This is a genomic window from Paenarthrobacter sp. JL.01a (genome assembly GCF_025452095.1).
In the GTDB taxonomy this organism is placed as follows: Bacteria; Actinomycetota; Actinomycetes; order Actinomycetales; family Micrococcaceae; genus Arthrobacter.
The window spans coordinates 3,919,071-3,945,831 of the sequence record NZ_CP104877.1; the positions used below are offsets into that span (position 1 = coordinate 3,919,071).

General features: G+C 64.1%; 24 protein-coding genes. 13 read left to right on the top strand and 11 right to left on the bottom strand.

Annotated elements, in window-relative coordinates; all coding sequences use genetic code 11:
* Window positions 1–45 precede the first annotated feature (45 nt).
* The 5 genes from N5P29_RS18595 (at window position 46) to N5P29_RS18615 (ending at window position 6,152) form a co-directional block, all read left to right on the top strand.
* Window positions 46–1,032, top strand: coding sequence for a LacI family DNA-binding transcriptional regulator (locus tag N5P29_RS18595; RefSeq protein ID WP_262278615.1), 987 nt, complete (start codon window positions 46–48; stop codon window positions 1,030–1,032).
* A gap of 205 nt (window positions 1,033–1,237) precedes the next feature.
* A complete protein-coding gene (gene araB, locus N5P29_RS18600; RefSeq protein ID WP_262276270.1) occupies window positions 1,238–2,980 on the top strand; it encodes a ribulokinase in 1,743 nt (580 codons plus the stop codon).
* Complete coding sequence (locus N5P29_RS18605; RefSeq protein WP_262276271.1) at window positions 2,977–3,684, top strand: L-ribulose-5-phosphate 4-epimerase; 708 nt, start codon at window positions 2,977–2,979, stop codon at window positions 3,682–3,684. The genes araB and N5P29_RS18605 overlap by 4 nt, the downstream gene beginning before the upstream one ends.
* A gap of 54 nt (window positions 3,685–3,738) precedes the next feature.
* Window positions 3,739–5,259 (top strand): L-arabinose isomerase, encoded by a 1,521-nt coding sequence (gene araA, locus N5P29_RS18610; protein ID WP_262276272.1) that lies wholly within the window; start codon window positions 3,739–3,741, stop codon window positions 5,257–5,259.
* Window positions 5,256–6,152 (top strand): aldose 1-epimerase family protein, encoded by an 897-nt coding sequence (locus N5P29_RS18615; RefSeq protein WP_262276273.1) that lies wholly within the window; start codon window positions 5,256–5,258, stop codon window positions 6,150–6,152. The genes araA and N5P29_RS18615 overlap by 4 nt, the downstream gene beginning before the upstream one ends.
* A 69-nt stretch (window positions 6,153–6,221) precedes the next feature.
* Here the strand turns inward: N5P29_RS18615 and N5P29_RS18620 are convergent, their stop codons facing one another.
* The 7 genes from N5P29_RS18620 to N5P29_RS18650 form a co-directional block, all read right to left on the bottom strand.
* Entirely contained in the window at window positions 6,222–7,064 is an 843-nt protein-coding gene (locus N5P29_RS18620; RefSeq protein ID WP_262276274.1) for a substrate-binding periplasmic protein, read from the bottom strand.
* A 26-nt stretch (window positions 7,065–7,090) separates the two neighbouring features.
* Complete coding sequence (locus N5P29_RS18625) at window positions 7,091–7,744, bottom strand: amino acid ABC transporter permease (RefSeq protein ID WP_262276275.1); 654 nt, start codon at window positions 7,742–7,744, stop codon at window positions 7,091–7,093.
* Window positions 7,741–8,379: an amino acid ABC transporter permease gene (locus tag N5P29_RS18630; protein WP_262276276.1), complete on the bottom strand. Its 639-nt coding sequence runs from the start codon at window positions 8,377–8,379 to the stop codon at window positions 7,741–7,743. The genes N5P29_RS18625 and N5P29_RS18630 overlap by 4 nt, the downstream gene beginning before the upstream one ends.
* A gap of 1 nt (window position 8,380) precedes the next feature.
* On the bottom strand, window positions 8,381–9,151 hold the full coding sequence (locus N5P29_RS18635; protein ID WP_262276277.1) for an amino acid ABC transporter ATP-binding protein: 771 nt from the start codon (window positions 9,149–9,151) through the stop codon (window positions 8,381–8,383).
* A gap of 23 nt (window positions 9,152–9,174) precedes the next feature.
* Entirely contained in the window at window positions 9,175–9,948 is a 774-nt protein-coding gene (locus tag N5P29_RS18640; protein ID WP_262276278.1) for an aspartate/glutamate racemase family protein, read from the bottom strand.
* Window positions 9,941–10,441 carry a RidA family protein gene (locus N5P29_RS18645; protein ID WP_262276279.1) on the bottom strand — a complete coding sequence of 167 codons (501 nt, stop codon included), beginning with the start codon at window positions 10,439–10,441 and terminating at the stop codon, window positions 9,941–9,943. The genes N5P29_RS18640 and N5P29_RS18645 overlap by 8 nt, the downstream gene beginning before the upstream one ends.
* 131 nt (window positions 10,442–10,572) lie before the next feature.
* A complete protein-coding gene (locus tag N5P29_RS18650; protein WP_262276280.1) occupies window positions 10,573–11,490 on the bottom strand; it encodes a LysR family transcriptional regulator in 918 nt (305 codons plus the stop codon).
* A gap of 127 nt (window positions 11,491–11,617) precedes the next feature.
* Between N5P29_RS18650 and N5P29_RS18655 the strand changes: the two genes are divergently transcribed.
* Window positions 11,618–12,898, top strand: coding sequence for an amidohydrolase (locus N5P29_RS18655; RefSeq protein WP_262276281.1), 1,281 nt, complete (start codon window positions 11,618–11,620; stop codon window positions 12,896–12,898).
* Window positions 12,899–12,905: 7 nt separating this feature from the next.
* Window positions 12,906–13,889: a LysR family transcriptional regulator gene (locus N5P29_RS18660; protein WP_262276282.1), complete on the top strand. Its 984-nt coding sequence runs from the start codon at window positions 12,906–12,908 to the stop codon at window positions 13,887–13,889.
* Window positions 13,890–13,940: 51 nt separating this feature from the next.
* Here the strand turns inward: N5P29_RS18660 and N5P29_RS18665 are convergent, their stop codons facing one another.
* Window positions 13,941–14,969 (bottom strand): LacI family DNA-binding transcriptional regulator, encoded by a 1,029-nt coding sequence (locus N5P29_RS18665; protein ID WP_262276283.1) that lies wholly within the window; start codon window positions 14,967–14,969, stop codon window positions 13,941–13,943.
* 133 nt (window positions 14,970–15,102) lie between these two features.
* Here N5P29_RS18665 and N5P29_RS18670 point away from each other — a divergent pair, with 133 nt between their 5' ends.
* The 4 genes from N5P29_RS18670 (at window position 15,103) to N5P29_RS18685 (ending at window position 20,129) form a co-directional block, all read left to right on the top strand.
* Window positions 15,103–15,465, top strand: a complete 363-nt coding sequence (locus N5P29_RS18670) for an L-rhamnose mutarotase (protein WP_262276284.1) — start codon at window positions 15,103–15,105, stop codon at window positions 15,463–15,465.
* Window positions 15,462–16,628: an L-rhamnose isomerase gene (gene rhaI / locus N5P29_RS18675; RefSeq protein ID WP_262276285.1), complete on the top strand. Its 1,167-nt coding sequence runs from the start codon at window positions 15,462–15,464 to the stop codon at window positions 16,626–16,628. Before N5P29_RS18670 ends, rhaI begins: the two co-directional genes overlap by 4 nt.
* A gap of 4 nt (window positions 16,629–16,632) precedes the next feature.
* On the top strand, window positions 16,633–18,669 hold the full coding sequence (locus tag N5P29_RS18680; RefSeq protein WP_262276286.1) for a bifunctional aldolase/short-chain dehydrogenase: 2,037 nt from the start codon (window positions 16,633–16,635) through the stop codon (window positions 18,667–18,669).
* A gap of 71 nt (window positions 18,670–18,740) precedes the next feature.
* Entirely contained in the window at window positions 18,741–20,129 is a 1,389-nt protein-coding gene (locus N5P29_RS18685; RefSeq protein WP_410007931.1) for a rhamnulokinase, read from the top strand.
* Between the two features lie 87 nt (window positions 20,130–20,216).
* Here the strand turns inward: N5P29_RS18685 and N5P29_RS18690 are convergent, their stop codons facing one another.
* Window positions 20,217–21,131 (bottom strand): AEC family transporter, encoded by a 915-nt coding sequence (locus tag N5P29_RS18690; RefSeq protein ID WP_262278616.1) that lies wholly within the window; start codon window positions 21,129–21,131, stop codon window positions 20,217–20,219.
* A gap of 136 nt (window positions 21,132–21,267) precedes the next feature.
* On the opposite strand from N5P29_RS18690, the gene panD reads away from it, so the two are divergent.
* Both panD and N5P29_RS18700 read left to right on the top strand, forming a co-directional pair.
* Window positions 21,268–21,699, top strand: a complete 432-nt coding sequence (gene panD / locus N5P29_RS18695; RefSeq protein ID WP_186313571.1) for an aspartate 1-decarboxylase — start codon at window positions 21,268–21,270, stop codon at window positions 21,697–21,699.
* A gap of 215 nt (window positions 21,700–21,914) precedes the next feature.
* Window positions 21,915–22,841 carry an AEC family transporter gene (locus N5P29_RS18700; protein WP_262276288.1) on the top strand — a complete coding sequence of 309 codons (927 nt, stop codon included), beginning with the start codon at window positions 21,915–21,917 and terminating at the stop codon, window positions 22,839–22,841.
* A 91-nt stretch (window positions 22,842–22,932) separates the two neighbouring features.
* Here N5P29_RS18700 and N5P29_RS18705 read toward each other — a convergent pair whose 3' ends face one another.
* Together N5P29_RS18705 and N5P29_RS18710 are read right to left on the bottom strand one after the other, a co-directional pair.
* The gene (locus N5P29_RS18705; protein ID WP_262276289.1) at window positions 22,933–25,569 is read right to left on the bottom strand and encodes a trehalase-like domain-containing protein; all 2,637 of its coding nucleotides are present in this window, start codon (window positions 25,567–25,569) and stop codon (window positions 22,933–22,935) included.
* Between the two features lie 106 nt (window positions 25,570–25,675).
* Window positions 25,676–26,665: an LLM class flavin-dependent oxidoreductase gene (locus N5P29_RS18710; protein ID WP_262276290.1), complete on the bottom strand. Its 990-nt coding sequence runs from the start codon at window positions 26,663–26,665 to the stop codon at window positions 25,676–25,678.
* Between the last annotated feature and the right edge of the window lie 96 nt (window positions 26,666–26,761).

Consider the following 26,761-nt stretch of genomic DNA (forward strand, 5'->3'; position numbering starts at 1 on the left):
GACAGGGTGAGCTCAGAACAATCTGCATCAGCCCGGCCTCCCGTCATGGAGGACGTCGCCCGTGTGGCAGGTGTTTCCCACCAGACTGTCTCCCGGGTCCTGAACAACCACCCCAACGTGAGTTCCAAAACCCGCGAACGGGTAGAGCAGGCCATCACCGAGTTGGGCTACCGCCGCAACACAGCTGCCCGCAGCCTGGTGACCCGGCGGTCCCAGACCATCGGGGTGCTGGGCAGCGAACTTGCCCAATACGGGCCATCACACACCCTCCTCGGGGTGCAGCAGGCAGCCCGGGATGCGGGCTACTTCGTCAGCGTGGCCGGCCTTCGGGAGGTCACTCCCGAGACCATCAAGGATGCGCTGGCACACTTCATGGACCAGGGCGTGGACGGCATTGTGGTGACGGTTCCACATCCGGGCACATTCGAGGTCCTCAAGGATGTCACTTCCCAGGTTCCGCTGGTCGCTGTGGGCTCCGTGGGCGATGAGGAACTCGCCGGTGCCACCGTTGACCAGCGGCAGGGGGCCCGGCTCGCCGTCGAGCACTTGCTGGATCTTGGGCACCGGCGGATCGGACATCTTTCGGGCCCCTCCAACTGGATCGACGCCGCGGCCCGCATCGACGGCTGGCGTGACGCCCTGGATGCGGCCGGTATTGAGCCGGGAACCTTGATCGAAGGGGACTGGAGCGCCGAATGCGGCTACCGGGAGGGCCTGAAAATTGCCGCTGAGCGGGCCGTCACCGCACTGTTCGTGGCCAACGACCAGATGGCACTGGGCGTATTACGCGCTTTCCATGAAGCCGGGGTGCAGGTTCCCGGTGACATCAGCCTGGTGGGTTTCGATGACCAGCCCGAGTCGGCGTACTTCATCCCGCCGTTGACCACGGTGGCCCAGGACTTCGAAGAACTCGGCCAACGGTGCATCGGATTGTTGCTGGACCGCATCGAAAGCGGCAGCACCGGCACGGCGGCTACCGTGAATCCGCGGCTCGTGGTCCGTTCCACCACCGCCCCGCCCCCAACTAAGTAGCAGCAGATGTCGTATTGAGTTCCCAATACGACATGAACTGCGACCTACATGGGGGTGTTGGGGGCCACCCTCCGTCTTGAGCACCGCTTCGCCCTGAGCGGCTCTTGACATCAATGTTGTGAGCGCTAACAATTGCATCAGACGTTCTTCACTTTCCACCCCGACCCCCGGCAATGAGGCCTTGGCCAGCCGGATGGAGACACCCATGAATACCTCAGAAAACCTCCCGCTCGACGAGCAGTTCGTCATCGGCGTGGACTACGGCACATTGTCCGGGCGCGCCGTCGTGGTGCGCGTCTCGGATGGCGCCGAGATCGGCAGCGGCGTGTTCGAGTACCCCCACGCAGTTGTTTCGGACCGCCTCCCCACGAGCGGGCAACGCCTCCCCGCCGACTGGGCCCTTCAGGTCCCGAACGACTACCGCGACGTCCTGCGCAATGCTGTACCGGCCGCCGTCGCTGATGCCGGCATCAACCCGGAGAACGTGGTGGGTATCGCTACCGACTTCACCGCCTGCACCATGGTTCCGACGACGGCGGACGGCACACCGCTGAACGAACTGGAACGCTTCGCCGACCGGCCGCACGCGTTCGTGAAGCTGTGGCGCCACCACGCTGCGCAGCCGCAGGCTGACCGCATCAACCAGCTGGCAGAAGAGCGTGGCGAGTCCTGGCTGCCCCGATACGGCGGCCTGATCTCCTCCGAATGGGAATTCGCCAAGGGCCTGCAGCTTCTCGAGGAAGACCCCGAGGTCTACGCGGCGATGGAACACTGGGTGGAGGCGGCCGACTGGATCGTCTGGCAGCTCTGCGGAAGCTACGTCCGCAACGCCTGCACCGCCGGCTATAAGGGCATCTACCAGGACGGAAAATACCCCTCGGAGGATTTCCTGGCAGCCCTGAACCCTGACTTCAAGGACTTTGTCAGCAGCAAACTGGAACACACCATCGGGCGCCTGGGAGATGCTGCAGGCTACCTCACCGAAGAAGCCGCCGCTTGGACCGGACTCCCGGCCGGCATCGCCGTGGCGGTAGGCAACGTTGACGCCCACGTCAGCGCACCTGCCGCGAACGCCGTGGAACCCGGACAACTCGTCGCAATCATGGGCACCTCCACGTGCCATGTCATGAACGGTGACGTCCTGCGCGAAGTCCCCGGCATGTGCGGCGTGGTCGACGGCGGCATCGTGGCCGGCCTGTGGGGCTACGAAGCAGGCCAGTCCGGAGTGGGCGACATCTTTGGCTGGTTCACCAAAAACGGCGTGCCACCCGAATACCACCAAGCCGCCGCAGCCCAGGACCAAAGCATCCACGAGTACCTCACGGAACTAGCGGAGAAGCAGGCCATCGGAGAGCACGGGCTGATCGCCCTTGACTGGCACTCGGGCAACCGCTCGGTGCTAGTGGATCACGAACTGTCCGGCGTTGTGGTGGGCCAGACCCTGGCAACCAAGCCCGAGGACATCTACCGGGCGCTGCTGGAGGCCACGGCGTTTGGAACCCGGACCATTGTCGATGCCTTCCGCGATTCCGGCGTACCGGTCAAGGAGTTTATCGTGGCCGGGGGCCTGCTGAAGAACAAGTTCCTGATGCAGGTCTACGCGGACATCACCGGCCTGCAGCTCTCCACCATCGGCTCGGAACAGGGTCCCGCACTGGGTTCGGCCATCCACGCCGCCGTTGCTGCCGGGAAGTACGCAGACATCCGCGAGGCCGCCGCTGCCATGGCGGCCGCGCCGGGTGCGGTTTATACCCCGGTCCCGGAGAACGTGGCCGCATACGAGGCCCTTTTCCAGGAATACCGCACCCTTCATGACTACTTCGGCCGTGGAAGCAACAATGTGATGCACCGCCTCAAGTCCATCCAGCGCCAGGCGCAGGGCGCCGGCGGGGTGGCCGAACCGGCGTCGAACTCCTCCACCGACCAGGCTGAGCGGGTGTCCGCATGAGCAACCTCCTGGACACCATCGCCAAGGTCCGCAAGGACGTCTGCGAACTCCATTCGGAACTGACGCGCTACGGGCTGGTGGTCTGGACGGCAGGCAACGTTTCCGGCCGCATTCCAGGTCATGACCTCATGGTCATCAAGCCCTCGGGTGTCTCCTACGACGACCTCACGCCCGAACTCATGGTGGTCACCGACCTGTACGGCACCCCGGTCCGGGGCATGAATACCGGCAGCAACGGCACCATCGACTGGGGCAACCCCGACCTCTCGCCGTCCTCGGATACCGCTGCGCACGCCTACGTGTACCGGCACATGCCCGAGGTCGGCGGGGTGGTGCACACCCACTCCACCTACGCCACCGCATGGGCGGCCCGGGGCGAGGAAATTCCCTGCGTGCTGACCATGATGGGCGACGAATTCGGCGGGCCCATCCCCATCGGTCCGTTTGCCTTGATCGGAGATGACTCCATCGGCCAAGGCATCGTGGAGACGTTGAAGGACTCCAACTCTCCGGCTGTCCTGATGCAGAACCACGGCCCGTTCACCATCGGCAAATCCGCCCGCGAGGCCGTTAAAGCCGCCGTGATGTGCGAGGAAGTGGCAAAGACTGTGCACGTCTCGCGCCAGCTCGGCGAGCCGCTTCCCATTGACCAAGCCCAGATCGAGTCGCTCTACGACCGCTACCAGAACGTTTACGGCCGCTGAGGCGGACCAACCAACCAGCCCGCCGCTTTTCAGCAAATACCCAGGAGCCTTCAAATGCCCAACGCCAACAACACCTCGCTCGACCAGTACGAGGTCTGGTTCCTCACCGGCAGCCAGCACCTCTACGGTGAGGATGTCCTCAAGCAGGTCGCTGCGCAGTCGCAGGAGATTGCCAACGTCCTGAACACTGCCGGTGATGTGCCGGTGAAGCTCGTCTGGAAACCCGTCCTCACCGATTCCGATGCCATCCGCCGCACCGCGCTTGAAGCCAACGCCGATGATTCCGTGATCGGCGTGACCGCGTGGATGCACACGTTCAGCCCGGCCAAGATGTGGATCCAGGGACTGGACGCACTGCGCAAGCCCCTGCTGCACCTGCACACCCAGGCCAACCGGGACCTCCCCTGGGCAGACATCGACTTCGACTTCATGAACCTCAACCAGGCAGCCCATGGAGACCGCGAATTCGGGTACATCCAGGCCCGTCTCGGCGTGCCGCGGAAGACCGTCGTCGGGCACGTCTCCAACCCTGAGGTCGTCCGTCAAGTGGGTGCCTGGCAGCGCGCCTCCGCCGGCTGGGCAGCGGTCCGGAACCTGAAGCTGACCCGCTTTGGCGACAACATGCGCAACGTAGCGGTCACCGAAGGCGACAAGACAGAAGCCGAGCTGCGCTTCGGCGTCTCGGTCAACACCTGGTCCGTCAACGAGCTCGCCGACGCTGTCCACGGCGCCGCAGAGTCCGACGTCGACGCCCTGGTTGCGGAATATGAGCGGCTTTACGACGTGGTTAACGAGTTGCAGGCCGGCGGTGCCCGGCACGAATCGCTGCGGTACAGCGCCCGGATCGAGCTGGGCCTGCGCAGTTTCCTGGAAGCCAACGGTTCCGCGGCCTTCACTACCTCTTTCGAGGACCTCGGCGAACTCCGGCAACTCCCCGGCATGGCTGTGCAGCGGCTCATGGCCGACGGTTACGGCTTCGGAGCCGAAGGTGACTGGAAGACTGCCATCCTGGTCCGCGCGGCCAAAGTCATGGGTTCCGGGCTTCCCGGCGGCGCTTCGCTCATGGAGGACTACACCTACCACCTCGAACCCGGTTCGGAGAAGATCCTCGGCGCGCACATGCTCGAAGTTTGCCCGTCGCTGACTGCGAAGAAGCCGCGCGTTGAGATCCACCCGCTGGGCATCGGCGGCAAGGAAGATCCCGTGCGCATGGTCTTCGACACCGACGCGGGCCCCGGCGTCGTTGTCGCGCTGTCCGATATGCGCGACCGCTTCCGCCTGGTCGCCAACGCCGTGGACGTCGTCAACCTCGACCAGCCGCTTCCCAACCTGCCCGTCGCCCGCGCGCTCTGGGAACCGAAGCCGGACTTCGCCACCTCAGCTGCCGCGTGGCTCACAGCCGGAGCCGCGCACCACACGGTACTCTCCACGCAAGTGGGCCTTGAGGTGTTCGAGGACTTCGCCGAGATAGCCCGCACGGAACTGCTCACCATCGACGAAGGCACCACCATCAAACAATTCAAGAAGGAACTCGCCTGGAACGCGGCGTACTACAAGCTGGCCGGCGGCCTGTGAGCACTGAATACAGCCTGAAAGCCGGCGGCTACGAGGCGGTTGTCACGGAACGTGCCGCAGCGCTTCGCGTCTTGCAGTTCCAAGGCCGGGACCTTGTGGTTCCGTTCCCCGAAGGCGGCCCGATCCCGGATTACCGCGGCATCATCGCCGCGCCGTGGCCGAACAGGGTCGCGGACGGGAAATACACCTTCGACGGCGTCAGCCACCAGCTGGCGGTCAGCGAACCGGAGCGGGGCACGGCGCTGCACGGGCTCGCTTACCCGCTCGACTGGACCGTGAAGGAACACGACGCCGGTTCGGTCACCTTGACGTGCACGGTGGGGCCGACGACGGGCTATCCCTTCGTGGTGGAACTCTCGACGCAGTATGTCCTGGACGAAACCGGGCTCCACACGTCCGTGACCGCCCACAACGCAGCGGACGTTGCCGCGCCCTACGGCGTGTGCCCGCACCCGTACTTGGTGGCCGGTTCTTCGCCTTTGGATGAGTGGATCCTTGAAGCGCCCGCCTCGACGTTCCTGGAAGTCACCCCGGACCGGTTGCTGCCTGTTTCGCTGAAGCCGGTGGCAGGCCATGAGTTCGACTTCCGTGCGGCCCGCCCGATCGGTAGCACCGAAATCGACCACGCCTTCACGGACATCACGTTCGACGCCGGGCTGGCGCGGCTTTCGCTGGGCGACCCGGCGGGCACCGGCGTCGGAATGTCGTGGGACGGAAGCTGCCCGTGGCTTCAGATCCATACGGCAGACAAGCCGGCACCCATTCCGAGTCGTATTGGGCTGGCCGTGGAACCGATGACGTGTCCCCCGGATGCGTTCAACAGCGGCACGGACCTGATCCGCCTCGAACCCGGCGAAACCCACACCGCCTCCTGGAGCATCTACACCCTGTAGCGACCCAACTAGGGGACAGCACCCGTCCTACTGAGCACTCAGTGGAGCAGGTGCTGTCCCCTACTTGGGTTAGCCGATCAGCCGCGCGTCGCCGGTGTTGATCGAGGATGCCGGGAAGCCGTTCTTCACCACGATCTTCTCCAGGCTGCCATCCTTGCGGAGGCTGTCCACGTAGTCGTTCAAAGCCTTGAGCAAAGCAGTGTTTCCCTTGGTCACCGGCAGGCAGGTCTGCGGCGGTTCGAGGGAGGCCTTGATGGCGTCGTCAGGCTCGAGAACCTCTACCTTGAGGCCGTTGCTGTTGTTGTGGGCCTCGCCAAAACCATCGATACCCACGTCCAGCCGCCCGGACTTGAGGTCCTGGAATAGGTCTACCGGTGCTTTGTAGAGCTGGAGGTCCCCGCCGAGGTAGCTCTTGGCGTCGTCAACCCATACATTGCCGTTGACCGTCCCCACCTTTTTGCCCTTGAGGTCGGCGACTTTGTTGAGCCCGTCCTTGGAGATCAACACCATCTGGTCGGTGTAGATGGGGTCGGTCAGGTCCAGGATTTCGGCCCTGGCCTTGGACCGCCACCAGCCACCGGTTGCAATGTCGGCGCGTCCACCTTGAACCGTAGGGATGACGGCCGCGGCAGCAGCGGAAACAGTGGTGATGGACAGGCATTGCTTCTGGGCGAAGCCCGTGAGGATGTCGCCGTCAACGCCTCCGAGTTCATTGCCCTTGAACGTGACGTAGGGAGGTGCCTCATAGACAGCCACCGTCAGGTTGCCCTTCTTGATGGTTCCGACGTCGGATGCCGGTTTACAGTCGGCGGAGACTTTGGACCCGGCTGCTTCCGTACTGCCGCCGCAGCCGCTGAGCGCCGCCGCCAGCGTCAGGGCAGCCACTGCCGAGGCGATCATTCGTAATTTCATGGTGGTTCCTTTGCCTAATTGGCGTGTCAACGGTGACGCGCCAAACGATGCTCAACGAAGTTGCTCAGGGAACTCGCAGGAATGGTGATCAGGGCGTACATCAAGCCTGCGAGGGTAAGGATGCTCAAGTAGCGGAACGTGATGGAGCCGATGGAGTAGGCCTGGCTCATCAGTTCCGGCATGGCAATGGTGTAGGCCAGGGAGGTCGCCTGGAACACCATGATCGCGAATCCCATGAGCGGCGGGATGGCGATTCTGATCCCTTGCGGAATCACAACAAATCGGAGGATGTCTCCACGGCTCATGCCGAGGGCATGGCCGGCTTCCACTTCTCCGCCGGGGACTGCCTGCAGGCCGCCCCGGATGATCTCGCTGGTGTAGGCCGCGGTAGTGAAGGCGAGCGCCAGCGATGCTGCGACGAAGGAGGTCAGCGTCATTCCGGCCGAGGGAAGGCCAAAGTAGAACAATTGCAGGACCACCAGTGCCGGGGTTCCACGACCTACCTCGATCACACCGATCGACAGGACCCGCACCGGCCGGTTGCCGGAACCAGCCCCGAGGGCCAGGACAAGTCCGGCCGGCAGGCCCATCAGCAGCGTCACCAGCGTCAGCTGCAGGCTCACTCCGAGCCCGCCCAACAGGTCCGGGAAGTAGTCCACCCAGTCGTTGAAGAACGTCATCGCGCAACCCTCTTTCGGAGCTTGGCATCCAGCAACCGTGTTGCCCACGCACAAGGAATGGTCATGGCCACATACAGCCCGGCCGCCCACAGGAAGGGCACGATCGCATCCCCTGTCACCGTGGATTCATGGCTGGCCCAATAGATGGTGTCCTGGACACCGATGACCGAGGCCACGGAGGAATCCTTCAGCAAACCGATCGCGAAGGTCGCTGCCGCCGGAATGGATACGCGGAGAACCTGGGGACCAATGATGCTGAGCAACGTCGCCGCACGTGAAAGGCCCAGAGCGTCGCTGGCTTCCCATTGGCCGTCGTGAATGGCTGTCAGCCCGCCGCGGTAGATTTCGGCCATGTAGGCGGAGGACACGAGGCCGAAGCCTATCACCGCAGCCGCGAAGGAACTGAGCTCAATCACACCCGTTCCTACGCCGAAATAGATGATGAACAACCACGCCAATGGCGGGATCCCGCGCAGCAGTTCAATGAAGGAACGCGCGATGAAGCGCACTGCCGCCAGCCGGGACCGGCGGCCCAGGGCCAACGGGATGCCACCGATGGCGCCAACCAGAAGCGAGGAAAGTGTCAGCGCGAGCGTCATGGAAACGCCCTGCGCCACCACGCTGAGGTGATCCATGTCAGCGCTCCAATACGGCACGCAGGAACCGGCGGGTGCGGTCCATGGCGGGAGCGGTGAAGACGTCGGCGGGGTCGCCTTCTTCGAGAATGGCACCTTCGGCCATCACCACTACGCGGTCCGAGACATCCCTGGCGAACTGCATCTCGTGGGTGACCACCACCATGGTCATCCCTTCAGCGGCCAGCTCACGCATGACCGCCAGGACCTCCAGGCCCACTTCGGGGTCCAGGGCCGACGTCGGCTCATCGAACAGCATCACCTGCGGGTCCAGAGCAAGAGCCCGGGCGATTGCAATGCGTTGCTGCTGGCCACCGGAACAGCGGCCCGGATATTGCCTGGCCTTGTCTGCCAGCCCTACACGCTCCAGGAGCTTCATGGACCGTGCGTCAGCTTCTGCCCGGCTCCTGCCAAGGACGCGTTCCTGGGGAAGGGAGATGTTCCGCAGCACTGTCATGTGCGGGAAGAGGTTGAAGGACTGGAACACCATGCCGACGTTGCGGCGCAGCCGGACCAGGTCCTTATGGCTGATCTCCGTCCCTGCCACTACCTGGTTTCCCTCAACCGTGATCCGTCCGCTGTCAGGGACTTCCAGCAGGTTGATGCACCTGAGCAGCGTGCTCTTTCCAGCGCCACTGGGTCCGATGATGGCGATGACTTCGCCTTCCCGGACCGACAAGGACACGTCATTGATGACCGTGTGGTCCCCGTACCGCTTGACGACTGATTCCAGCGAGATGGCGGTCCTGCCCTGCTCGGTGTCTTCATGCATGACTGACTCGTTCCTGACCTGTGTCATTGGCTCAAGGCGGCGCTGACAGGCGCCGGTGCCGCACCGGCGTCGAACCCCTTGCCCAGGGCGTTCAACGCAAAAGAGGCGATATCGAGGATCGGCACGTTGGTGTATTTGCGGATCTCTTGGCGGAATTCGGGCAACAATGTGCATTCAAGGACCAGGACACCGACGTCGGCGAAGCGGCCACCGGGCCCGAACTCACGCTTGACCACCCTGGCGACGCCTTCCTTCAGCAAGGCCTGGTCCCAGCCGTTGCCCAGCGCGTGATCGTTGGTCAGCATGGTTGCCCAGCCGGGCTCGCCTTCCATGCCGGCGATGACGATCTGTGCCGACAAGGGGTGATCGGCCAACAGCTTGGTGGCGAGTGACTCCGAGACGGTCAACACACCGATGTAGCCGCTGGACAGCACCGAGGCGATGGGGAGCAGATCCAGCCCACTGGTGATGACGTTGCTCGTCTGGCGCTTGTCTTTGCGGGCGTAAAAGAAGAAGCCGCAGTCGGTGATAACCAAGGGGCAGTGCGCCAGCTTCTTGCTCGCCTTCCAAAAGGCCTCCACAGCTTCGGGCTCACCGTTCACAAGAGGCTCCACCCGGGCACCCCGCGCCACCGCGTAGGCCACGGGAAGGCCTTGCCAGCTGGCGGGATTCTCGAAGAAGCCCACGGGATTGTCACTGATGCCGGGCGCATCCGGGGTGAGGCATTCCACGTAGTCCACCGGATACGAGTCGAGGTCGCAGAGAATGACGCCAAGCTGGGGCTTGACTTCAGTCATTGCCGGCCACCTCCACGGGAATGTCGAGCGTTGCCTGGCTGCCGCCGTCGAACGCTTCTACGCGGGTGGCGGCACTGCCGACAATCGCGACGGCGTTGACCTCCACCCGGATGCCCGGCAGGTTCAGCTCCTCACCGATCAGGATGCCGGTCGCCGTGGGGCCGGGCGCCGGGAAGTAGCTGAAGCGGATGTCGTAGGTACGCTGCCATTCTTCGTAGCTGAGCTCGCCGGCGTAGAAGGTGTTGAACTGGACGACATCGCCCATGGTTCCGCCGAGGCTTTCGATGACCCGTTTCAGGGATTCCATGACGTTCTTGCACTGCGCCACGATGTCGCCTGGGTTGTTGACGTTGCCGTCAGCGTCGAGGTCCTCCTGGCCACCCACATAAATCATGTCCCCAACGCGGATGCCGTGGCTGTGGTTGATCTTGAAGTGGCCTGGCACCTGCCAGTGTCCGGGAACCTCTGCGAAGCGTCGTTCGAGGGTGGTCATTTTTCGTTCTCCTTTGTGGTGATCGTCACTGATCACTTCAAGCATGGAACGAAAAGAGGGCTTTTAACCCGGCAACAGTGCGAGGTCTGCTGGGGCTGCCGCAAGAGATTCTTGGGCCTGGCCCTGGCGGCTTAGGCGGCAGCGGCACCCAGGAGCCCATGGACTTCGTCCAGGACGGCTTTCACGATTGGCCGCCGGGCGTCGCTGCTGCGCGTTACCGTGAGCACCCGGCGTTGGATCCGGGGCTTGTCGAAAGTATGGATTCCCACCGGCGCCACCGCACTGTCCACGGAAAATGGCGGGAGCAAAGAGATGCCCCTTCCCCGCGAAATGGCTTCGACCAAGAGCAGAAGATCGTCCACAACCCACCGGCTGTTGGGTTCGAATCCCTCGTTCCGGCAGGCGAAACGGACCGCCTGTCCGCAGGCACCCACCTCGGGGGTCAACACCCAGTCCGCGTTCTTGAGGTCGGTCAACTTCAGCCGCGGCGGCACAACGAAGTCGGGTGGAGTGATCAAGGCCAATGGCTCGCTCATGACTTCCCTGGTCACCAGGTAGTCGGGAAAGGCGACGGGCACATTGTCGTAAAGGTCCACAATCGCGATGTCCAAAGCACCGTTCAGCAATTGCTCGATGCTGTCCACCGGCTCAACAACGTTGACTGTCAGTTCGACGTCGGGAACACTCACCTCGAGCTTTTCGGCGACCGGCAGCAGTACGTTCCGGGCAAGGGAGGGAATGGATCCGATCCGGACCCGGCCGGCAAGCTCGCCGCTGAGCTGGTCCATCTCGGCGCGGGTCGCCTCCAGGAGCCGGACCACCGCGCGTGCGTGCTCTACGAGAATCTCCCCCGCACCCGTCAGCCCGACGCCCCTCGATGAGCGGTCCAGGAGCTGGACGCCGGTTTCCCGTTCCAGGATGCTGATTTGCTGCGAAACAGCTGAGGACGTGATGCCCAGAACCCGGGCCGCGCCCGCCAGGGATCCTTGCTTCGCTACCTCATTGAGGAGGCGCAGCCTGGTGACGTCCGGGAGGGGCTTTTCGGTCATGAATCATTCTTGCACAATAAGCTGTTCTTAAGGCACTTGTAGATGTATCTTAAGTAAAACAACGAGCCAAGCCTGGCGACAACGACGTCGCCGCTTGGCCGGCCTACCTCCCCCGAAAGGACGCCACGTGAACCCCGTGGATACGCCCCCGTCCCCCTTGGCCCTGACCGGCATCCTCGGTGCCCCGGACTCACTTGCCAGGAACATCACTGCCACCATCGATGACCTCACCCCGGACCTCCAGGAACTCAGCCACGGAATCCACGGCATCGCGGAAGTCGGCTTCGAGGAACGGCTCTCCGTAGCCTTCGCCGCCGAATTCCTTCGCTACAGGGGCTATCCGGTCCAGGTGGGAAGGTATGGCCTGCGCACTTCGCTGCGTGCCGAAGCAGGCTCGGGCTCACCCAAGGTGGCCGTTCTTGCCGAATACGATGCCCTTCCGGGGGTGGGCCACGGATGCGGGCACAACGTCATCTGCGCCGCGGCCGTAGGAGCCTTCCTCGGCGTCGCCGCGCATGTTGAAGAGCTTGGCGGCTCTGTTGTGCTGATCGGCACGCCTGCAGAAGAGAACGGAAACGGCAAGGAACTCCTGGCCAGGGCAGGCGCCTTTGCCGACATCGACGCCGTCGTGATGCTGCACCCCTTCACCGGGGAGTATGAGGTCGCGTCCTTCGCATCACTGGCCGTCCGCGACGTGGAGGTAACCTTCCACGGGGTGGCCGCCCACGCGTCGTCGGCACCGCATATGGGGCGCAACGCCCTCGACGCCGTGGTGGCCGCGTACCAGGGGATCGCCGCCCTGCGCCAACACATCCCTGCGACGGACCGCCTGCACTGCCTCATCACGGAAGGCGGCACGGCAGTGAACGTCGTCCCTCATGTGGCGCGCGCCGTCGTCGAAATCCGCTCCCTGGACCCCACCGGACTGGTGGACATCTCGCAGAAAGTGCAGGACATCCTGGAGGGGGCGGCGCTCATGACAGGCACCCGACTCGAGACCACCTGGGACCCATTCCCCGCCTATCTTCCCGTCCGCAGCAACCACGCATTGGCAGCCCGGTACCACGTGCATATGTCCGCGCGGGGCCGGAGGATCACATTGGAGACTGAGCTGGTGGGCGGTGGCTGGTCCACGGATCTGGGCAACGTCAGCCTGCGCATCCCGTCGATCCATCCCACAGTGAGCATTTCCCGCGAAACTGCCGTGATGCACACGGAGGAGTTCGGCCAGCACTCCATCAGTCCCGTGGGCGACGCCGCAGTGGTGGACGGCGCCGTCGGTTTGGCCCTGACGATTGCCGACTACCTCGCGGACGCCCGGCTCCGGGAACAGGTGCAGTTGGATTTTGAAGCCGCCGGCGGCGCCGTTGATGTCGAACAACTGCTCACGCCACCCACGCAGAAGTAGCAAGGCCATGCTAAATCCAGTTCATTTGCGCACACTCTCCGTGGTCCTCCGTACGGGCTCTTTCGCCGACGCCGCGCGCGAAATCGGCTACACCGGCTCGGCCGTCTCGCAGCAGGTGGCGGCGCTGGAGCGGGCCGTGCAGGCGCCGCTGGTTGAGCGCGACGCCCAGAGCATCCGCCCCACGGAGGCTGCCAAGTTCCTGGCCGCACGCGCCCACGACATCATCAATGCCCTGGGTGCACTCGAAGACGACATGAAGGGCTTCAGCAAGGGCGACTACGGCCTCATGCGGCTGGGCAGCTTCAGCACGGCCAGCCAAAGGCTCCTGCCGGGAGGATTGGCCTCCTACCTCCGCAGGCACCCGAACTCCTCAGTGGAACTGGAGGAGAGCGGACCTGCGGAACTTGCAGCCATGGTCCGGGATTCGACACTGGACGTGGCCGTGGTGTTCCACTACGATCTCGTCCCGCAAAAGTGGCCCGCCAATGTGGTGGCCGTTCCGCTGCTGGCCGAGGAGCTGGTCCTGCTGCTCCCGGAGGGCCACCGTTTGGCCGGGGCGGAAGCCATCGTCGTGCAGGACCTGGCTGAAGAGAACTGGGTATCCACCAAGGAGGATTCCTCCGGCGATGCCTGCCTGCGCCACCTATGCGCCGGCGGCGGCTTCACTCCCCGCATCAGCGTTCGCAGCAACAATTACGACGCCATCCGCAGCATGGTCAAGTCCGGTCTCGGCGTCGCCCTGGTTCCCGCGCTGGACCACGTTCTCACGGAGGGGATCGTGACCACCGGCATCCGCGGTTGCACGGCCCGCAGGCACATCTCGGCATTGCGGCAGAAAACGGAGGCGGGGATCTCCATAACCAGCATCATCCAGTGCCTTGGTCGCTCGGCGGACCGACTGGCCGCCTCCACTCCGGGCCTGTTCCGTCAGACGAAGCAGCCCGACGCGATGGTACCGGTGGAGTACCTGGCCGGGCTCCGCGCGTCGTAATCCCGCCCAACCAGGGGACAGATAACGTCGCTCTGAGCCGTCAGTGGAACGCTATCTGTCCCCTAGTTGGGGTTCGGGGGCGGTGCTTTGGCGCACCACGAGTTCGGGGGTGAATACGACGGCGCGGTGCTTCGTGCCGCGGTTCTCCTGCTCTTCGGCAAGAAGCTCGACGGCGGTCCGGCCCAACGCCTCGGTCGGCTGGCGGATGGAGGACAACGGAACGACGGCGGAGGTTGCGAAATCGATGTCGTCGTACCCGATCAGGGCAATATCCTCAGGAATGCGGACGGTGCGCAGCATGGTCAGGGACGGCATGACTCCCAGCGCAAGCAGGTCATTGGAGCAGAAGACGGCATCCGGACGTTCCTCCGGTTTCCGCTCCACAAGCTCGTTGCCGACCTGACGTCCGGCCAGGACCGTCTGCCCGTCAGAGTCGAGTACCTCGATCGACGCTCCCTCCACCTCGGTGGCCGCCCGCTGCGCGCCTTTGAGGCGATGCGCCACCTGGCGGATTGCGGGACTTCCGACGAAAACCAGACGACGGCGGCCGATGTCCAGCAGGTGTTTGGCCGCCAGATAGCCGCCTTCCTCATCATCGACTGAAACTGAACTGCAGCGTTCCGTGTCGGCGAGCTGGTCCACCAGGACGGTGGGCACACCGCGTTCGCGGAGGTGGTCGATGCGGTCCGCGACGTCGCCCACAGGCGACAGGAGCAGCCCTTGCACGCGCTGCTCCTGGAAGAGGTCCATGTAGTGCGCCTCCCGGGAGGCGTCCTGTCCACTGTCCCCTACCAATACAACGCTTCCCAGCGCGGTGGCGGCGTCCTCGGCTGCGCGTGCCACGGAGGAGAAGAAGGGGTTCCCGATGTCCAGGACCACCAGGCCGATGGTGCGGCTGTGGCCAGCGCGGAGTTGGCGGGCTGCGTCATTGCGGACAAAGCCCAGCTCTGCGATCGATTTGAGGACGCGCTCTTTGGTCTTGGCGGAAACCCTGTCCGGATAATTCAGCACGTTCGAGACTGTGCCCACGGCAACGTTGGCGTGTGTGGCAACGTCCTTGATGCTGGCTGTTTGGGACATGCGTTCCGTTCTCCCTGGCTCGTCACCGACTCAAGTCAAAGGGTCAGTAACGTCTTGACACCCTCGTTTGCCCGGGGGTAATTTGAATCGTAACAAATGAAACGATTCAAAGACGAGTGACCCGGAGATCCGCATGAGGGTATGTTTCCGCTCCTCCGTCCAGCCGGAGTTGATGGACGAGTACAAGCGACGCCACGCGGCCGTATGGCCCGAGATGCTCCGCGCCCTGAAAGATTCGGGGTGGAACAACTACTCCCTTTTCCTGGCGCCGGACGGCCAACTCATCGGCTACCTGGAGTGCGAAGACTACGAGGCCGCACGTGCCCGCATGGCTCTCACCGACGTCAACGCACGCTGGCAGGCCGAGATGGCCAGCCTCTTCGCCGACAGCAATGTCCCTCCGGACGAGGGCTTCGAAATCGTCGAGGAAGTTTTCAACCTGGAAGACCAACTGGCTTCGGCCAGCAACTCCACCCATCAGAAGGAACAAGCATGAACACCACAGAATCGGCCCTGGGCCGCTTGGGAGAATTGGCCATCGAAGTGCCGTCCTGGGCCTACGGGAATTCGGGGACCCGGTTCAAGGTCTTCGGCACCCCGGGTACGCCGCGCACCGTCCAGGAAAAGATCGCCGACGCCGCGAAAGTCCACGAACTCACCGGTTTGGCGCCCACCGTTGCGCTGCATATCCCGTGGGACAAGGTGGATGACTACTCCGCCCTGCGTTCGTATGCCGAGGGGCTCGGCGTTGGTTTGGGCACCATCAACTCCAACACCTTCCAGGATGACGAGTACAAGTTCGGTTCCCTGACTTCGTCCAACGAGTCCGTCCGCCGCCGCGCGATCGAGCACCACCTGGACTGCATCAGGATCATGCACGCCACAGGGTCCCGGGATCTGAAGATCTGGTTGGCCGACGGCACCAACTACCCGGGCCAGGACGACATGCGCGGCCGGCAGGACCGGCTCGCGGAAAGCCTGCAGGAAATATACGCGGCCCTGGGTGACGAGCAGCGCCTGGTGTTGGAGTACAAGTTCTTCGAGCCCGCTTTCTACCACACCGATGTTCCGGACTGGGGTACCTCCTACGCCCAGACACTTGCCTTGGGGGAGAAGGCCTTCGTGTGCCTGGACACCGGCCACCACGCCCCGGGCACCAACATCGAGTTCATCGTGATGCAACTCCTGCGGCTGGGCAAGCTGGGGTCGTTCGACTTCAACTCCCGCTTCTACGCCGATGACGACCTGATCGTGGGTGCGGCTGACCCGTTCCAACTCTTCCGCATCATGCACGAGGTGATCCGCGGCGGCGGCTTCGGGACGGACTCCGGTGTCGCGTTGATGTTGGACCAGTGCCACAACCTGGAGGAGAAGATCCCGGGACAGATCCGTTCGGTGCTCAACGTCCAGGAAATGACCGCGCGTGCCCTGCTGGTGGACACCGCCGCCTTGAACGAGGCCCAGCGTGCCGGGGATGTCCTGGCCGCGAACGGCATTTTCAACGATGCCTTCTACACCGACGTCCGCCCGGTACTGGCCCAATGGCGTGAATCCCGCGGCCTGCCCGCCGACCCGATCGCTGCCTATAAGGCCAGCGGCTACCAGAAGAAGATCAACGAGGACCGCGCAGGCGGCCAGCAAGCCGGATGGGGCGCTTAATCCTATGAGCAACAAGACTGTTGAAGACCTGATTACCCGTTCCAACCGCCTCGGCGCGGACAAGCGGAACACCAACTTCGCCGGCGGCAACACTTCCGCGAAGGGCACCGAAAAAGACCCGGTCACCGGCCAGGACGTCGAGCTCCTCTGGGTCAAGGGATCCGGCGGCGACCTCGGCACCCTGAAGGCCGAAAACCTCGCAGTACTCCGGCTCGACCGGCTCCAGGCGCTCAAGTCCGTTTACCCCGGCGTCGAACGTGAAGACGAAATGGTGGCCGCGTTCGATTACTGCCTGCACGGCAAGGGCGGCGCAGCGCCGTCAATCGACACCGCCATGCACGGACTCGTGGACGCCGCGCACGTGGACCACCTGCACCCGGACTCGGGCATCGCGATCGCGACGGCGGTGGACGGCGAAGCGCTCACGTCCAAGATTTTCGGTGACAAGGTGGTGTGGGTTCCGTGGCGTCGTCCCGGTTTCCAGCTCGGCTTGGACATCGCCGCGATCAAGGAAGCCAACCCGCAGGCCATCGGCACCATCCTGGGCGGGCACGGCATCACGGCGTGGGGTGCCACGAGCGAGGAGGCCGAGGCCAACTCCCTCTGGATCATCGACACCGCCGAGAAGTACATCGCCGCGAACGGGAAGGAACAGCCCTTCGGCCCTGCCCTGTCGGGCTACGGCGCACTCCCCGAGGCGGAGCGCCGCGCCAAAGCCGCCGCCCTCGCTCCGGTGATCCGCGGCCTGGCCTCCACGGACAAACCGCAGCTGGGGCACTTCAGCGATGACGCCGTCGTGCTTGAATTCCTGGCCGCGACCGAGCACCCGCGGCTCGGTGCGCTGGGCACGTCCTGCCCGGACCACTTCCTGCGTACCAAGGTCAAACCCCTCATCCTCGACCTGCCCGCGGACGCGTCGATTGAAGACTCCGTGGCCCGGTTGAAGGAACTCCACGCCGAGTACCGGCAGGAATACCAGGCCTACTACGACCGCCACGCGGACGCAGATTCACCTTCCCTGCGCGGCGCGGACCCGGCCATCGTGCTGGTCCCCGGCGTGGGCATGTTCTCCTTCGGCAAGGACAAGCAGACCGCACGGGTGGCCGGGGAGTTCTACATCAACGCGATCAACGTGATGCGCGGCGCCGAGGCGATCTCCAGCTACGCCCCGATCGAGGAATCCGAGAAGTTCCGCATCGAGTACTGGGCCCTGGAAGAGGCCAAGCTCGCCCGCATGCCCAAGCCCAAGTCCCACGCGACCCGCATCGCGCTGGTGACCGGGGCGGCGTCGGGCATCGGCAAGGCAATCGCCACCCGGCTGGCGTCCGACGGCGCGTGCGTGGTGATTGCCGACCTGAACCTTGAGAACGCCCAAGCCGTCGCCGCGGAACTGGGCGGCTCCGACGTCGCCATCGGCGTCCAGGCCGACGTGACCGACGAAGCCCAGATCGCCGCCGCGATCCAGGAGGCCGTGCTCGCGTTCGGTGGCCTGGACCTGGTGGTCAACAACGCCGGTCTGTCCATCTCCAAGCCGCTGCTGGAAACCTCCGGGAAAGACTGGGATCTGCAGCACAACGTCATGGCCAAGGGCTCGTTCCTGGTGTCCAAGGCAGCTGCGAAGGTGATGATTGATCAGGGCCTGGGCGGAGACATCATCTACATCTCCTCCAAGAATTCCGTGTTCGCCGGTCCGAACAACATCGCCTACTCCGCCACGAAAGCCGACCAGGCCCACCAGGTCCGGCTGCTCGCGGCGGAACTGGGCGATCATGGCATCCGCGTGAACGGCATCAACCCCGACGGCGTCGTCCGCGGCTCCGGCATCTTCGCCGGCGGCTGGGGCGCAAAGCGAGCAGCCGTGTACGGCGTGGACGAGCAGGAACTGGGCAAGTACTACGCCCAGCGCACGCTCCTCAAACGCGAAGTCCTCCCCGAACACGTAGCCAACGCCGCAGCCGTGCTCACCAGCAACGAACTCTCCCACACCACCGGCCTGCACATCCCCGTGGACGCCGGCGTCGCGGCAGCGTTCCTGCGGTGAGTACGGCTAAGGGTGATGTCGACGGCGGCGTTTTTGTCGCCGTCGACATCGGCGCTTCCTCCGGCCGGGTCATGCTTGGTCGCGTCTCGCCCTCCACCGGCGTTTTCCTTGAGACAATCCACCGCTTTCCCAACGGAGTCATCGAGCTCGACGGCGGACTCCACTGGGACTTCGACGCCCTCTTCGCTGAGGTGCTCGAGGGCCTGGCGGCCGCAAGTGCCGTTGCCGCTGCCCGCGGGGAGCGGATCGCAAGCATTGGCATCGATACGTGGGCAGTGGACTACGGGCTGGTGGATTCCGCAGGCAAGCTCGTCTCCGTGCCGTACAGCTACCGGGACGAGCGCAGCCATTCGGCTTTGGCTCGCGTGCATTCGCTCATCCCGCCGGAGAAACTCTACGCGACCACGGGATTGCAGTTCCTGCAGTTCAACACGATCTACCAGTTGGCTGCCGAGGGCTCTCTCGAAGGCCTACAGGCTCTGCTCATTCCGGATTTGATCGCCTTCCTGCTGACCGGCGAGCGCCGGACCGAGGCCACCAACGCGTCAACTACCGGACTGTTGGACGCCGTTACCGGTGAGTGGGCCACGGAATTCATGGCTGCACTTGCCCTGCCACGGGATGTCTTCCCGCCACTGATCCAGCCCGGGGAATCCGTAGGTGCGCTCCTGTCTGTGATCGTGGAGCGTACAGGGCTTCCCGCGGACACCGAAGTGGTTGCCGTCGGTTCGCACGACACAGCATCTGCCGTCGCTGCTGTTCCTGCGTCTGCACAGGACTTTGCCTACATCTCCTCGGGAACCTGGTCGCTGGTGGGCGTGGAATTGAATGGCCCTGTACTTACCGAAGCCAGCCGCACAGCCAACTTCACCAACGAACGCGGCGTAGACGGGACAACCCGGTACCTGCGAAACGTCGGCGGCCTCTGGCTCCTGAGCGAATGCCAACGTTCGTGGACCGGGCAAGGTTTCAGCCAATCACTGCCCGCCCTGCTTGAGGCCGCCGCAGCACTCCCGCCAGGCGGTCCGCAGATCAACGTCGACGATCCTGTTTTCACAGCCCCGGACAACATGCCCGAACGCATCCGCGCAGCCGCGCGGCGCAACGGTGACGTGCTCGCAGACCGGCCTGCCGCCGTCGTTCGGTGCATCACGGACAGCCTCGCGGCAGGTTACGCGCGGACCGTGGCCGACGCCGAACGACTCACCGGCCGCACGACGTCGGTGGTGCACATTGTGGGCGGCGGCTCGCAGAACCGGCTCCTGTGCCAGCTCACTGCGGATGCCACCGGCAAGCCCGTGATCGCGGGACCCGTTGAGGCGACCGCGCAGGGCAACGTCCTGGTGCAGGCGCGGGCGGCGGGCGTGGTGAGCGGCGGCTTGGCTGAGCTTCGGGCTCTCGTCAGCGCAGGGACGGAATTGGTGCGGTACGAACCGGCGAGCCTTCGCGACCCAGTTTGATTCCCAAAAGGTCAAGAACCAACCGATTCAGGTTGTTTCAGGGCCTTCCGGCGTCAAAAGTGGGTCGTGAAGGCGCGCCCAAAACCGTCACCCCATCACCCACGCCGCACCAAGCAGCAGCGGCACCGCCAACATGGACGTGACCACGGCGGTGGACTGCGCGATTTTCTGTCCCACCCCGTACCTGAGCGCATAGAGCACCACATTCTGGCCGGTAGGCAGGATCGCGCAGGCTGTAACCACGAACGTACTGAAGGAATCCAGCCGGAACACAAACACCGCCAGCACCCAGGCCAGGGCTGGTTGGATCACGGACTTCAGAACGACGGCCAGGGTAGTGGGGGCGCGGTCCCCTGTCCCCTGACCGGCAGACAGCCCATGCAGTGACATGCCGAAGATGATCAGCATGAGCGGCACCGCGAGTTGCGCCACAAGCTTCAAGGGGTCGAGGGTCCAGTCCGGCAATTCCAGTCCGAGGGCGCTCACCAGCACGCCGAGGATGGCGGCAACCGTCACAGGATTACGGAAGGGCGTGGCAAGGATCCGCCACACGGATACTTTCGTGGCGGTGGGGTTGGTCAGGTCCAGGATGGTGAGCGCGATCGGTGTCACCAAGGCCAGCTGGAAGAGCATGATGGGAACAACGTAGGTGGTGCTGCCCAGGATGTAGAGGGACAAGGGAACGCCCAAGTTGGTGGAATTCACAATCCCGGTGGCCAGAGCGCCGATGGTGGTCCGCCTGACTCCCCAACGAAAAACGGCACCGCAAACGGCGAAGACCAACATCATGGCAGAAGCAGTAACCACAGAGATCAGGCCGGTTGGACTCAGGATGTCGGAGATGTGACGGGACGCAATGGTGGAGAACATCAGGCTTGGCAGGCCCACCATGAAGGTCAGGGTCGAAAGCACTTTGCTCCCCTGCGGCCCCAGGGCATTTGTCTTGCCCAGAATGTAGCCCACCAGCAGGACCACGCCGACTACAAAGAAGCCCTTCAGCACTCCGTCCAAGCTTCTTATCCTTCAGTTAGGGCCGTTCCCGACCCTAGCGATAGTAACCGTTTTCACCACCGCAAAGGCCGGAACGTCTGGTACGTCACAGCGCCCGATGAGGCTCCCGCGCTAAACTGGTGCCACTATGATCCGCACAATGTTCAAGTCCAAGATTCACCGCGCAACGGTGACCCACGCCGATCTTCACTACGTCGGCTCAGTCACTGTCGACCTGGACCTCCTGGATGCGGCCGACATCCTTCCCGGCGAGCTTGTCTCCATCGTGGATGTCACCAACGGTGCCCGGCTGGAGACGTACACCATCGCCGGCGAGCGCGGATCCGGCGTGATCGGAATCAACGGCGCGGCCGCCCACATGGTTCATGTCGGCGACACGGTCATTCTCATTACGTACGCGGAGATGACTACGGAAGAGGCCCGGGCCTACGAGCCCAAGGTGGTCCACGTTGGCAAGGACAACAAGATCGTGCAGCTCGGCAACGACCCCGCCGAAGCCCACACCCCCGGGCTCATGCGCCCGCCGCACGCGCTGAGCAATGCGGCGCACCTCAGCTAAGTTTTCAGCAACAACGCTCGACGCCGGCACTCACCCGAGTGCCGACGTCGTAGTTTTTGTACAGCTAACGCCCCTAAAAGGGCCCCTTAGGCTCATCAGGTGTACGAAAACTCCGGGTCCACATGGCGGAACGTGGACCTGAAAACGCTTACTCAGGCAGCGATTCTGGCTAGGCTGTAGTTCGTGAACCAACGAAAACCCGCCCGCACGCTGTCATGATCGGCGTCCTGTCCGGGTTCTTCGTGGTGTGGGCCATCATCCTTGTGGGCATGTTCGTGGGCCGGCGCGGCATCCTGGGCGACAACGCCAGGTCGGTGCTGAGCTCCCTGACCTTCTTCGTGGCCAGCCCGGCGTTGCTGTTCGAGACCCTGAGCAAAGCGAAGCTTCACGACGTCTTCGCTGCACCCCTCCTGGTCACAGCCGTGGGCGCCGTGATGACAGGGCTCCTCTTCTTCCTGCTGGTGAAGTTCTGGCTCAAACGCTCCATGCCCGAAGCCCTCATGTCCTCCATGAGTGCGTCCCTGGCAAACTCTGCCAACCTCGGCATTCCGATTGCCGTGTTTGTCCTCGGCGATGCCAGCTACGTTGCTCCGCTGCTGATCTTCCAGTTGGCGTTCTTTACCCCGATGTACCTCATGGCCCTGGATGCCAGCACCAGTTCGCACCGCACCACTCCCCTGCGCTTCGTACTGATGATCGTCAAGAACCCGATGATTGTGGGCTCAGCCCTGGGGCTCTTGGTCGCAGGTACCGGTTTCCAGTTGCCAACGCTCATCCTGGAGCCGATCCACCTCATTGGCGGGGCCGCGATTCCTGCGATGCTGATGGCGTTCGGCATGAGCCTGAACGGTTCACGGCCCTTGCAAAAGTCCTCCGGACGCCGGCTCGACACCCTGCTGGCCAGCGGCTTCAAACTCGTGGTGCATCCGTTGGTCGCGTACCTTTTCGCCAGGTTTGCCTTGGGAATGGACGGGCACGCACTGTTCGCCGCGGTAGTCACCGCAGCCCTGCCCACGGCCCAGAACGTGTTCGTCGCGGCCAACCGCTACCAAGCGGGAATCACCGTGGCCAAGGACACCGTGCTGATCACGACGATCGTGGCCGTCCCGGCAATGATCGCCGTGGCGTTGCTGCTCACCTGACGCCCCCTATTACCCAACTAGGGGACAGATAATGCTCCACTCAGGCCTGGGTAGAACGTTATCTGTCCCCTAGTTGGGTAACCAAGGCGGGTTATTCGACGTCGGCGGAGGCCAGGTAGTGGTCCAGGAGTTGGGCGCAGCGGATGAAGCCAAGGTGTGAGTACGCCTGCGGGTGGTTGCCCAGGTGGGTTTCCGTGGCGGGATCGTACTCTTCGGGCAGCAAACCGGTTGGACCGAACAAGGCCACCAGCTGGTTGAACAATTCAAGCGCATCGTCCAACCGCCCCACAGCAAGGTACGCCTCGATCAGCCAGGTAGTGCATATGTGGAAGCCGCCCTCCAAACCCGGCAGGCCGTCGTCGTACCTGTACCGGAAAACGGTGGGCCCCACGCGCAACTCCCGCTCCACAGCGGTGACCGTATCCAGGAACCTCTGGTCCTGGACGTCCAGAAGCCCGGACAACCCGATGTGCAGGACGGCGGCGTCGAGGTCAGGGCTGTCGTACGCCACGGTGTAGGACCGCGCCGAGTCGTCCCAGCCATCGCGAAGAACCTCGGCGCGGATGATCTCTGCCTCAGGCGCCCAGTCAGCGTGGGCGACGCGTCCGTGCCTCGCCGCGGTTTTCAAGGCCCGGTCCAGCGTCACCCAACACATCGTCTTGGTGTAGACGTGGTGCCGCGGCGCGCGCCGGGCCTCCCAGATGCCGTGGTCAGGCTCATGCCAACGCGCCATGACGGCATGCGCCATCTGCTCCATCAGGTACCAGTGCTCGTCCGGCAGGAAGTCCTGCCGTTCGGCAAGGTCGCCGATCAGCTCGGCGATAGGCCCGAACACATCCAGCTGGACCTGATGATCAGCGGCGTTTCCAATACGCACCGGACGGGAGCCGGCATAACCGGGCAGGCTCTCCACGATTGCTTCCGTGGACAGCGGCGCACCGGTGACCGAATACAGCGGGTGCAACCATTCAGGCCCGGGCGCATTTTCCAGGATCCGGCCCAGCCAATCGAGGAAACCGTGGGCCTCGTTGGTGGATCCCAGCGACACCAACGCGTTGACCGTCATGGATCCGTCGCGCAGCCAGCAGTAGCGGTAATCCCAGTTGCGCGTCCCGCCAATTCCCTCCGGCAACGACGTCGTTGGGGCGGCCAGGACAGCGCCGGTCGGCTCGTGAACCAGCGACTTCAGCACCAGGGCAGACCGGCGGACCAGCGACGGTTTCATGGTGGGCAGCTGCAGCGTCTTGACCCACTCGCGCATTTCACGCCCGACGGCGGCACGTCGGAGGGGTTCGCCGCCCGGGTCCGCGGGCGGCGGCTCGGTATCACCGCAGCGCATGTTCAGGACCACGGGCCCGTCGCCGAGGGCGACTTCCGCGGTGGCCGTTGCGTAGCGGCCATCGCTGGTGATCGTGAAGGCTACCCCGGGGGCCGCCAGGATGATGGGGTCCGAGGTGCCGAGGATGTGCACTTCTTCGCCGCGGATCTCCATGCTGAACGGGGCGTTGGCGTAGTCGGGCCGGGGCGCAAAAACCACGCGGGCCGAACCGGTTCCGGACAAGACGCGGACCAGGCTGGTGATGCCCTCGGGAGCGGGTTCAAGGTAATCGGTCACGGTGACGTCAGCCCAACGGGTCTCCACGATCATGGTGTTGTCCACGTAACGCTGCGCCAGCACCGGGGACGGCTTCACCGGTTCGACGCTGAAGTGCCCGGCGGGGTCACCGCCCAGGATATGGGCGAACAATGAACCCGAATCAGGCAAGGGGTGGCTCATCCAGCAGACCTTGGCATCCGGGGTGAGGAGTGCGGTGGATGATCCATTGCCGATCATCGAGTGCCGTTCCAGGCCCACGGCGTCCTCGCCGAACAGCCATGCGCGCCGGAGTTCGAACAACAAAGCCAGCACGCGCGCAAAGGCTTCCGGGTCCGGAATGGTGTGTCCCGCCGTCGTGCTCCCTGGCCCCACGTGCAGTCCAAGGTCGGGGCCGCGCAGGGTGGCGAGTGCCTTCTCATCGCTTTCGGCATCGCCCGCGTAGAGGGCGGCGCTGACGCCCAACCGCGCGCGCAACTGTTCCAGTGCCTGGCCCTTGGCGGGCTCCTCCACCGTAAGATCCAGAACGGACCCGTCCACGATGAAGTAGAGGCCGAACTCGATGGCGATTTTCTGCGCGGCGAACGTTGCTCTTTCCACGACTTCCGGCGTCGCGGGACGCGTGTGGACACCCACCCCTACCGGTTTCCGCACAACGCTGATGCCCTTTTCGAAACCCACAGCTTCCGTGAGGGCAGTAGTCACCTGCTGCAGCAGCTGCTCCGTGGCGAGGGAGAGCGTATAGGCGTAGCCCATGTCGAACTCGACACCATGTGAGCCCACCAAATGAACCTCGGCCGGCAGACGGGATACCGCCGCCAAGTCGCGCAAGGACCTGCCGGAAATGATGGCGGCGTGCGTGTTGGGGAGGGCCGCAAGTGCACGGAGGGCAACGGCCGCGCTGTCCAGAGGCAGGGTTTCGGTGGAGACTCCTTCGGCCGAGCAGAGCGTTCCGCCGTAATTGCAGGCGACCAGAAGGCCGGGGACCCGGGACAGGATCCGGAGCTCCGCAAACAACTCCGGCGTGATCCCATTCTCCGCGTCGGACTGAAGAACCGTTCTCAGCAGGCCAAGAGGGAGTGACTTCATCAGCAGTGCTGAATCGGCGACTGTCTGGTTTAAAGGCGCAGGCATAGCGAATCCTTCCGAAGCGGATAGCTAAAGTTTCCGCCCGATGGGTTTCGCTTGCCTACCTCGTTTATTGCAAACGAGTAAAGTCTTTCCTTGGATTTATCCGGGCCTATGCCGGCACGAGTCCGGCGACGTCGGCCAGCAGCTCAACGGACCGCAACCGCTCCTCCGTGCCGACGCTCTGGTGTGCCACGATCAATTCGTCGGCGTCGGAGAACGCGGCGAATTCATCAAGGTAGTCGCGGACCACGTCCTTGGTGCCGACGGCGGAGAACTTCATCATCTGGGCGATGTGCTGGCCCTGCGGGGAATCGAGCACCATGTCTGCTTCGTCGTCGGTGAACTCGCGGCCGCCGCCGAAGAACAGCGAGACACGTGCGCGCTTGACCGCCAAGTGGATGGCCTGGGCCTCGGCGTTGCTGTCAGCCGCGGTGACGTTTACGCCTGCGATCACGTGCGGTTCGGACAGCTGTTCCGAGGGCTTGAACTCGCGGCGGTAAATGGCCACGGCGTCCTGGAGCGCAGCAGGGGCAAAGTGTGAAGCGAACGCATATGGCAGGCCCAACTGGGCGGCCAACTGCGCACCGAACAGCGAAGACCCAAGAATGTAGAGCGGTACGTTGGTGCCCTTGCCCGGCGTCGCTTCAACACCCTGGATGCGGGTGGGGCCCGTGAGGTAGCCCTGCAGTTCCAGGACGTCCTGCGGGAACCTGTCCGAAGACGTGTGGTCGCGGCGCAGGGCACGCATGGTGTTTTGGTCACTGCCCGGGGCACGTCCCAGACCGAGGTCGATCCGGCCCGGGTGCAGCGTTTCCAGGGTGCCGAACTGCTCCGCGATGGTAAGCGGCGAATGGTTGGGCAGCATGACGCCGCCGGCACCGAGGCGGATGGTCTTGGTATGCGCGGCCACGTGGGCGATCAGCACGCTCGTGGCCGAGGACGCGATGGCGGACATGTTGTGGTGCTCGGCGTACCAAACCCGGCGGTAGCCCAGTTCTTCAGCCTTCTGCGCCATAGCCACACTGCCCGCGAGGCTTTCCGCCACCGTCTGGCCCTTCCCGATGGTTGCCAGGTCGAGGATGGAAAGAGGAACAGTCACGGGGAAGCCTTTCGGTACGTTTCGCGGTGCCCTCTTCTGCTTGCCGGGCACTTAAGCGACAACGACGGCGGCCCCCGGCTTATTTCTGTGAGTTGC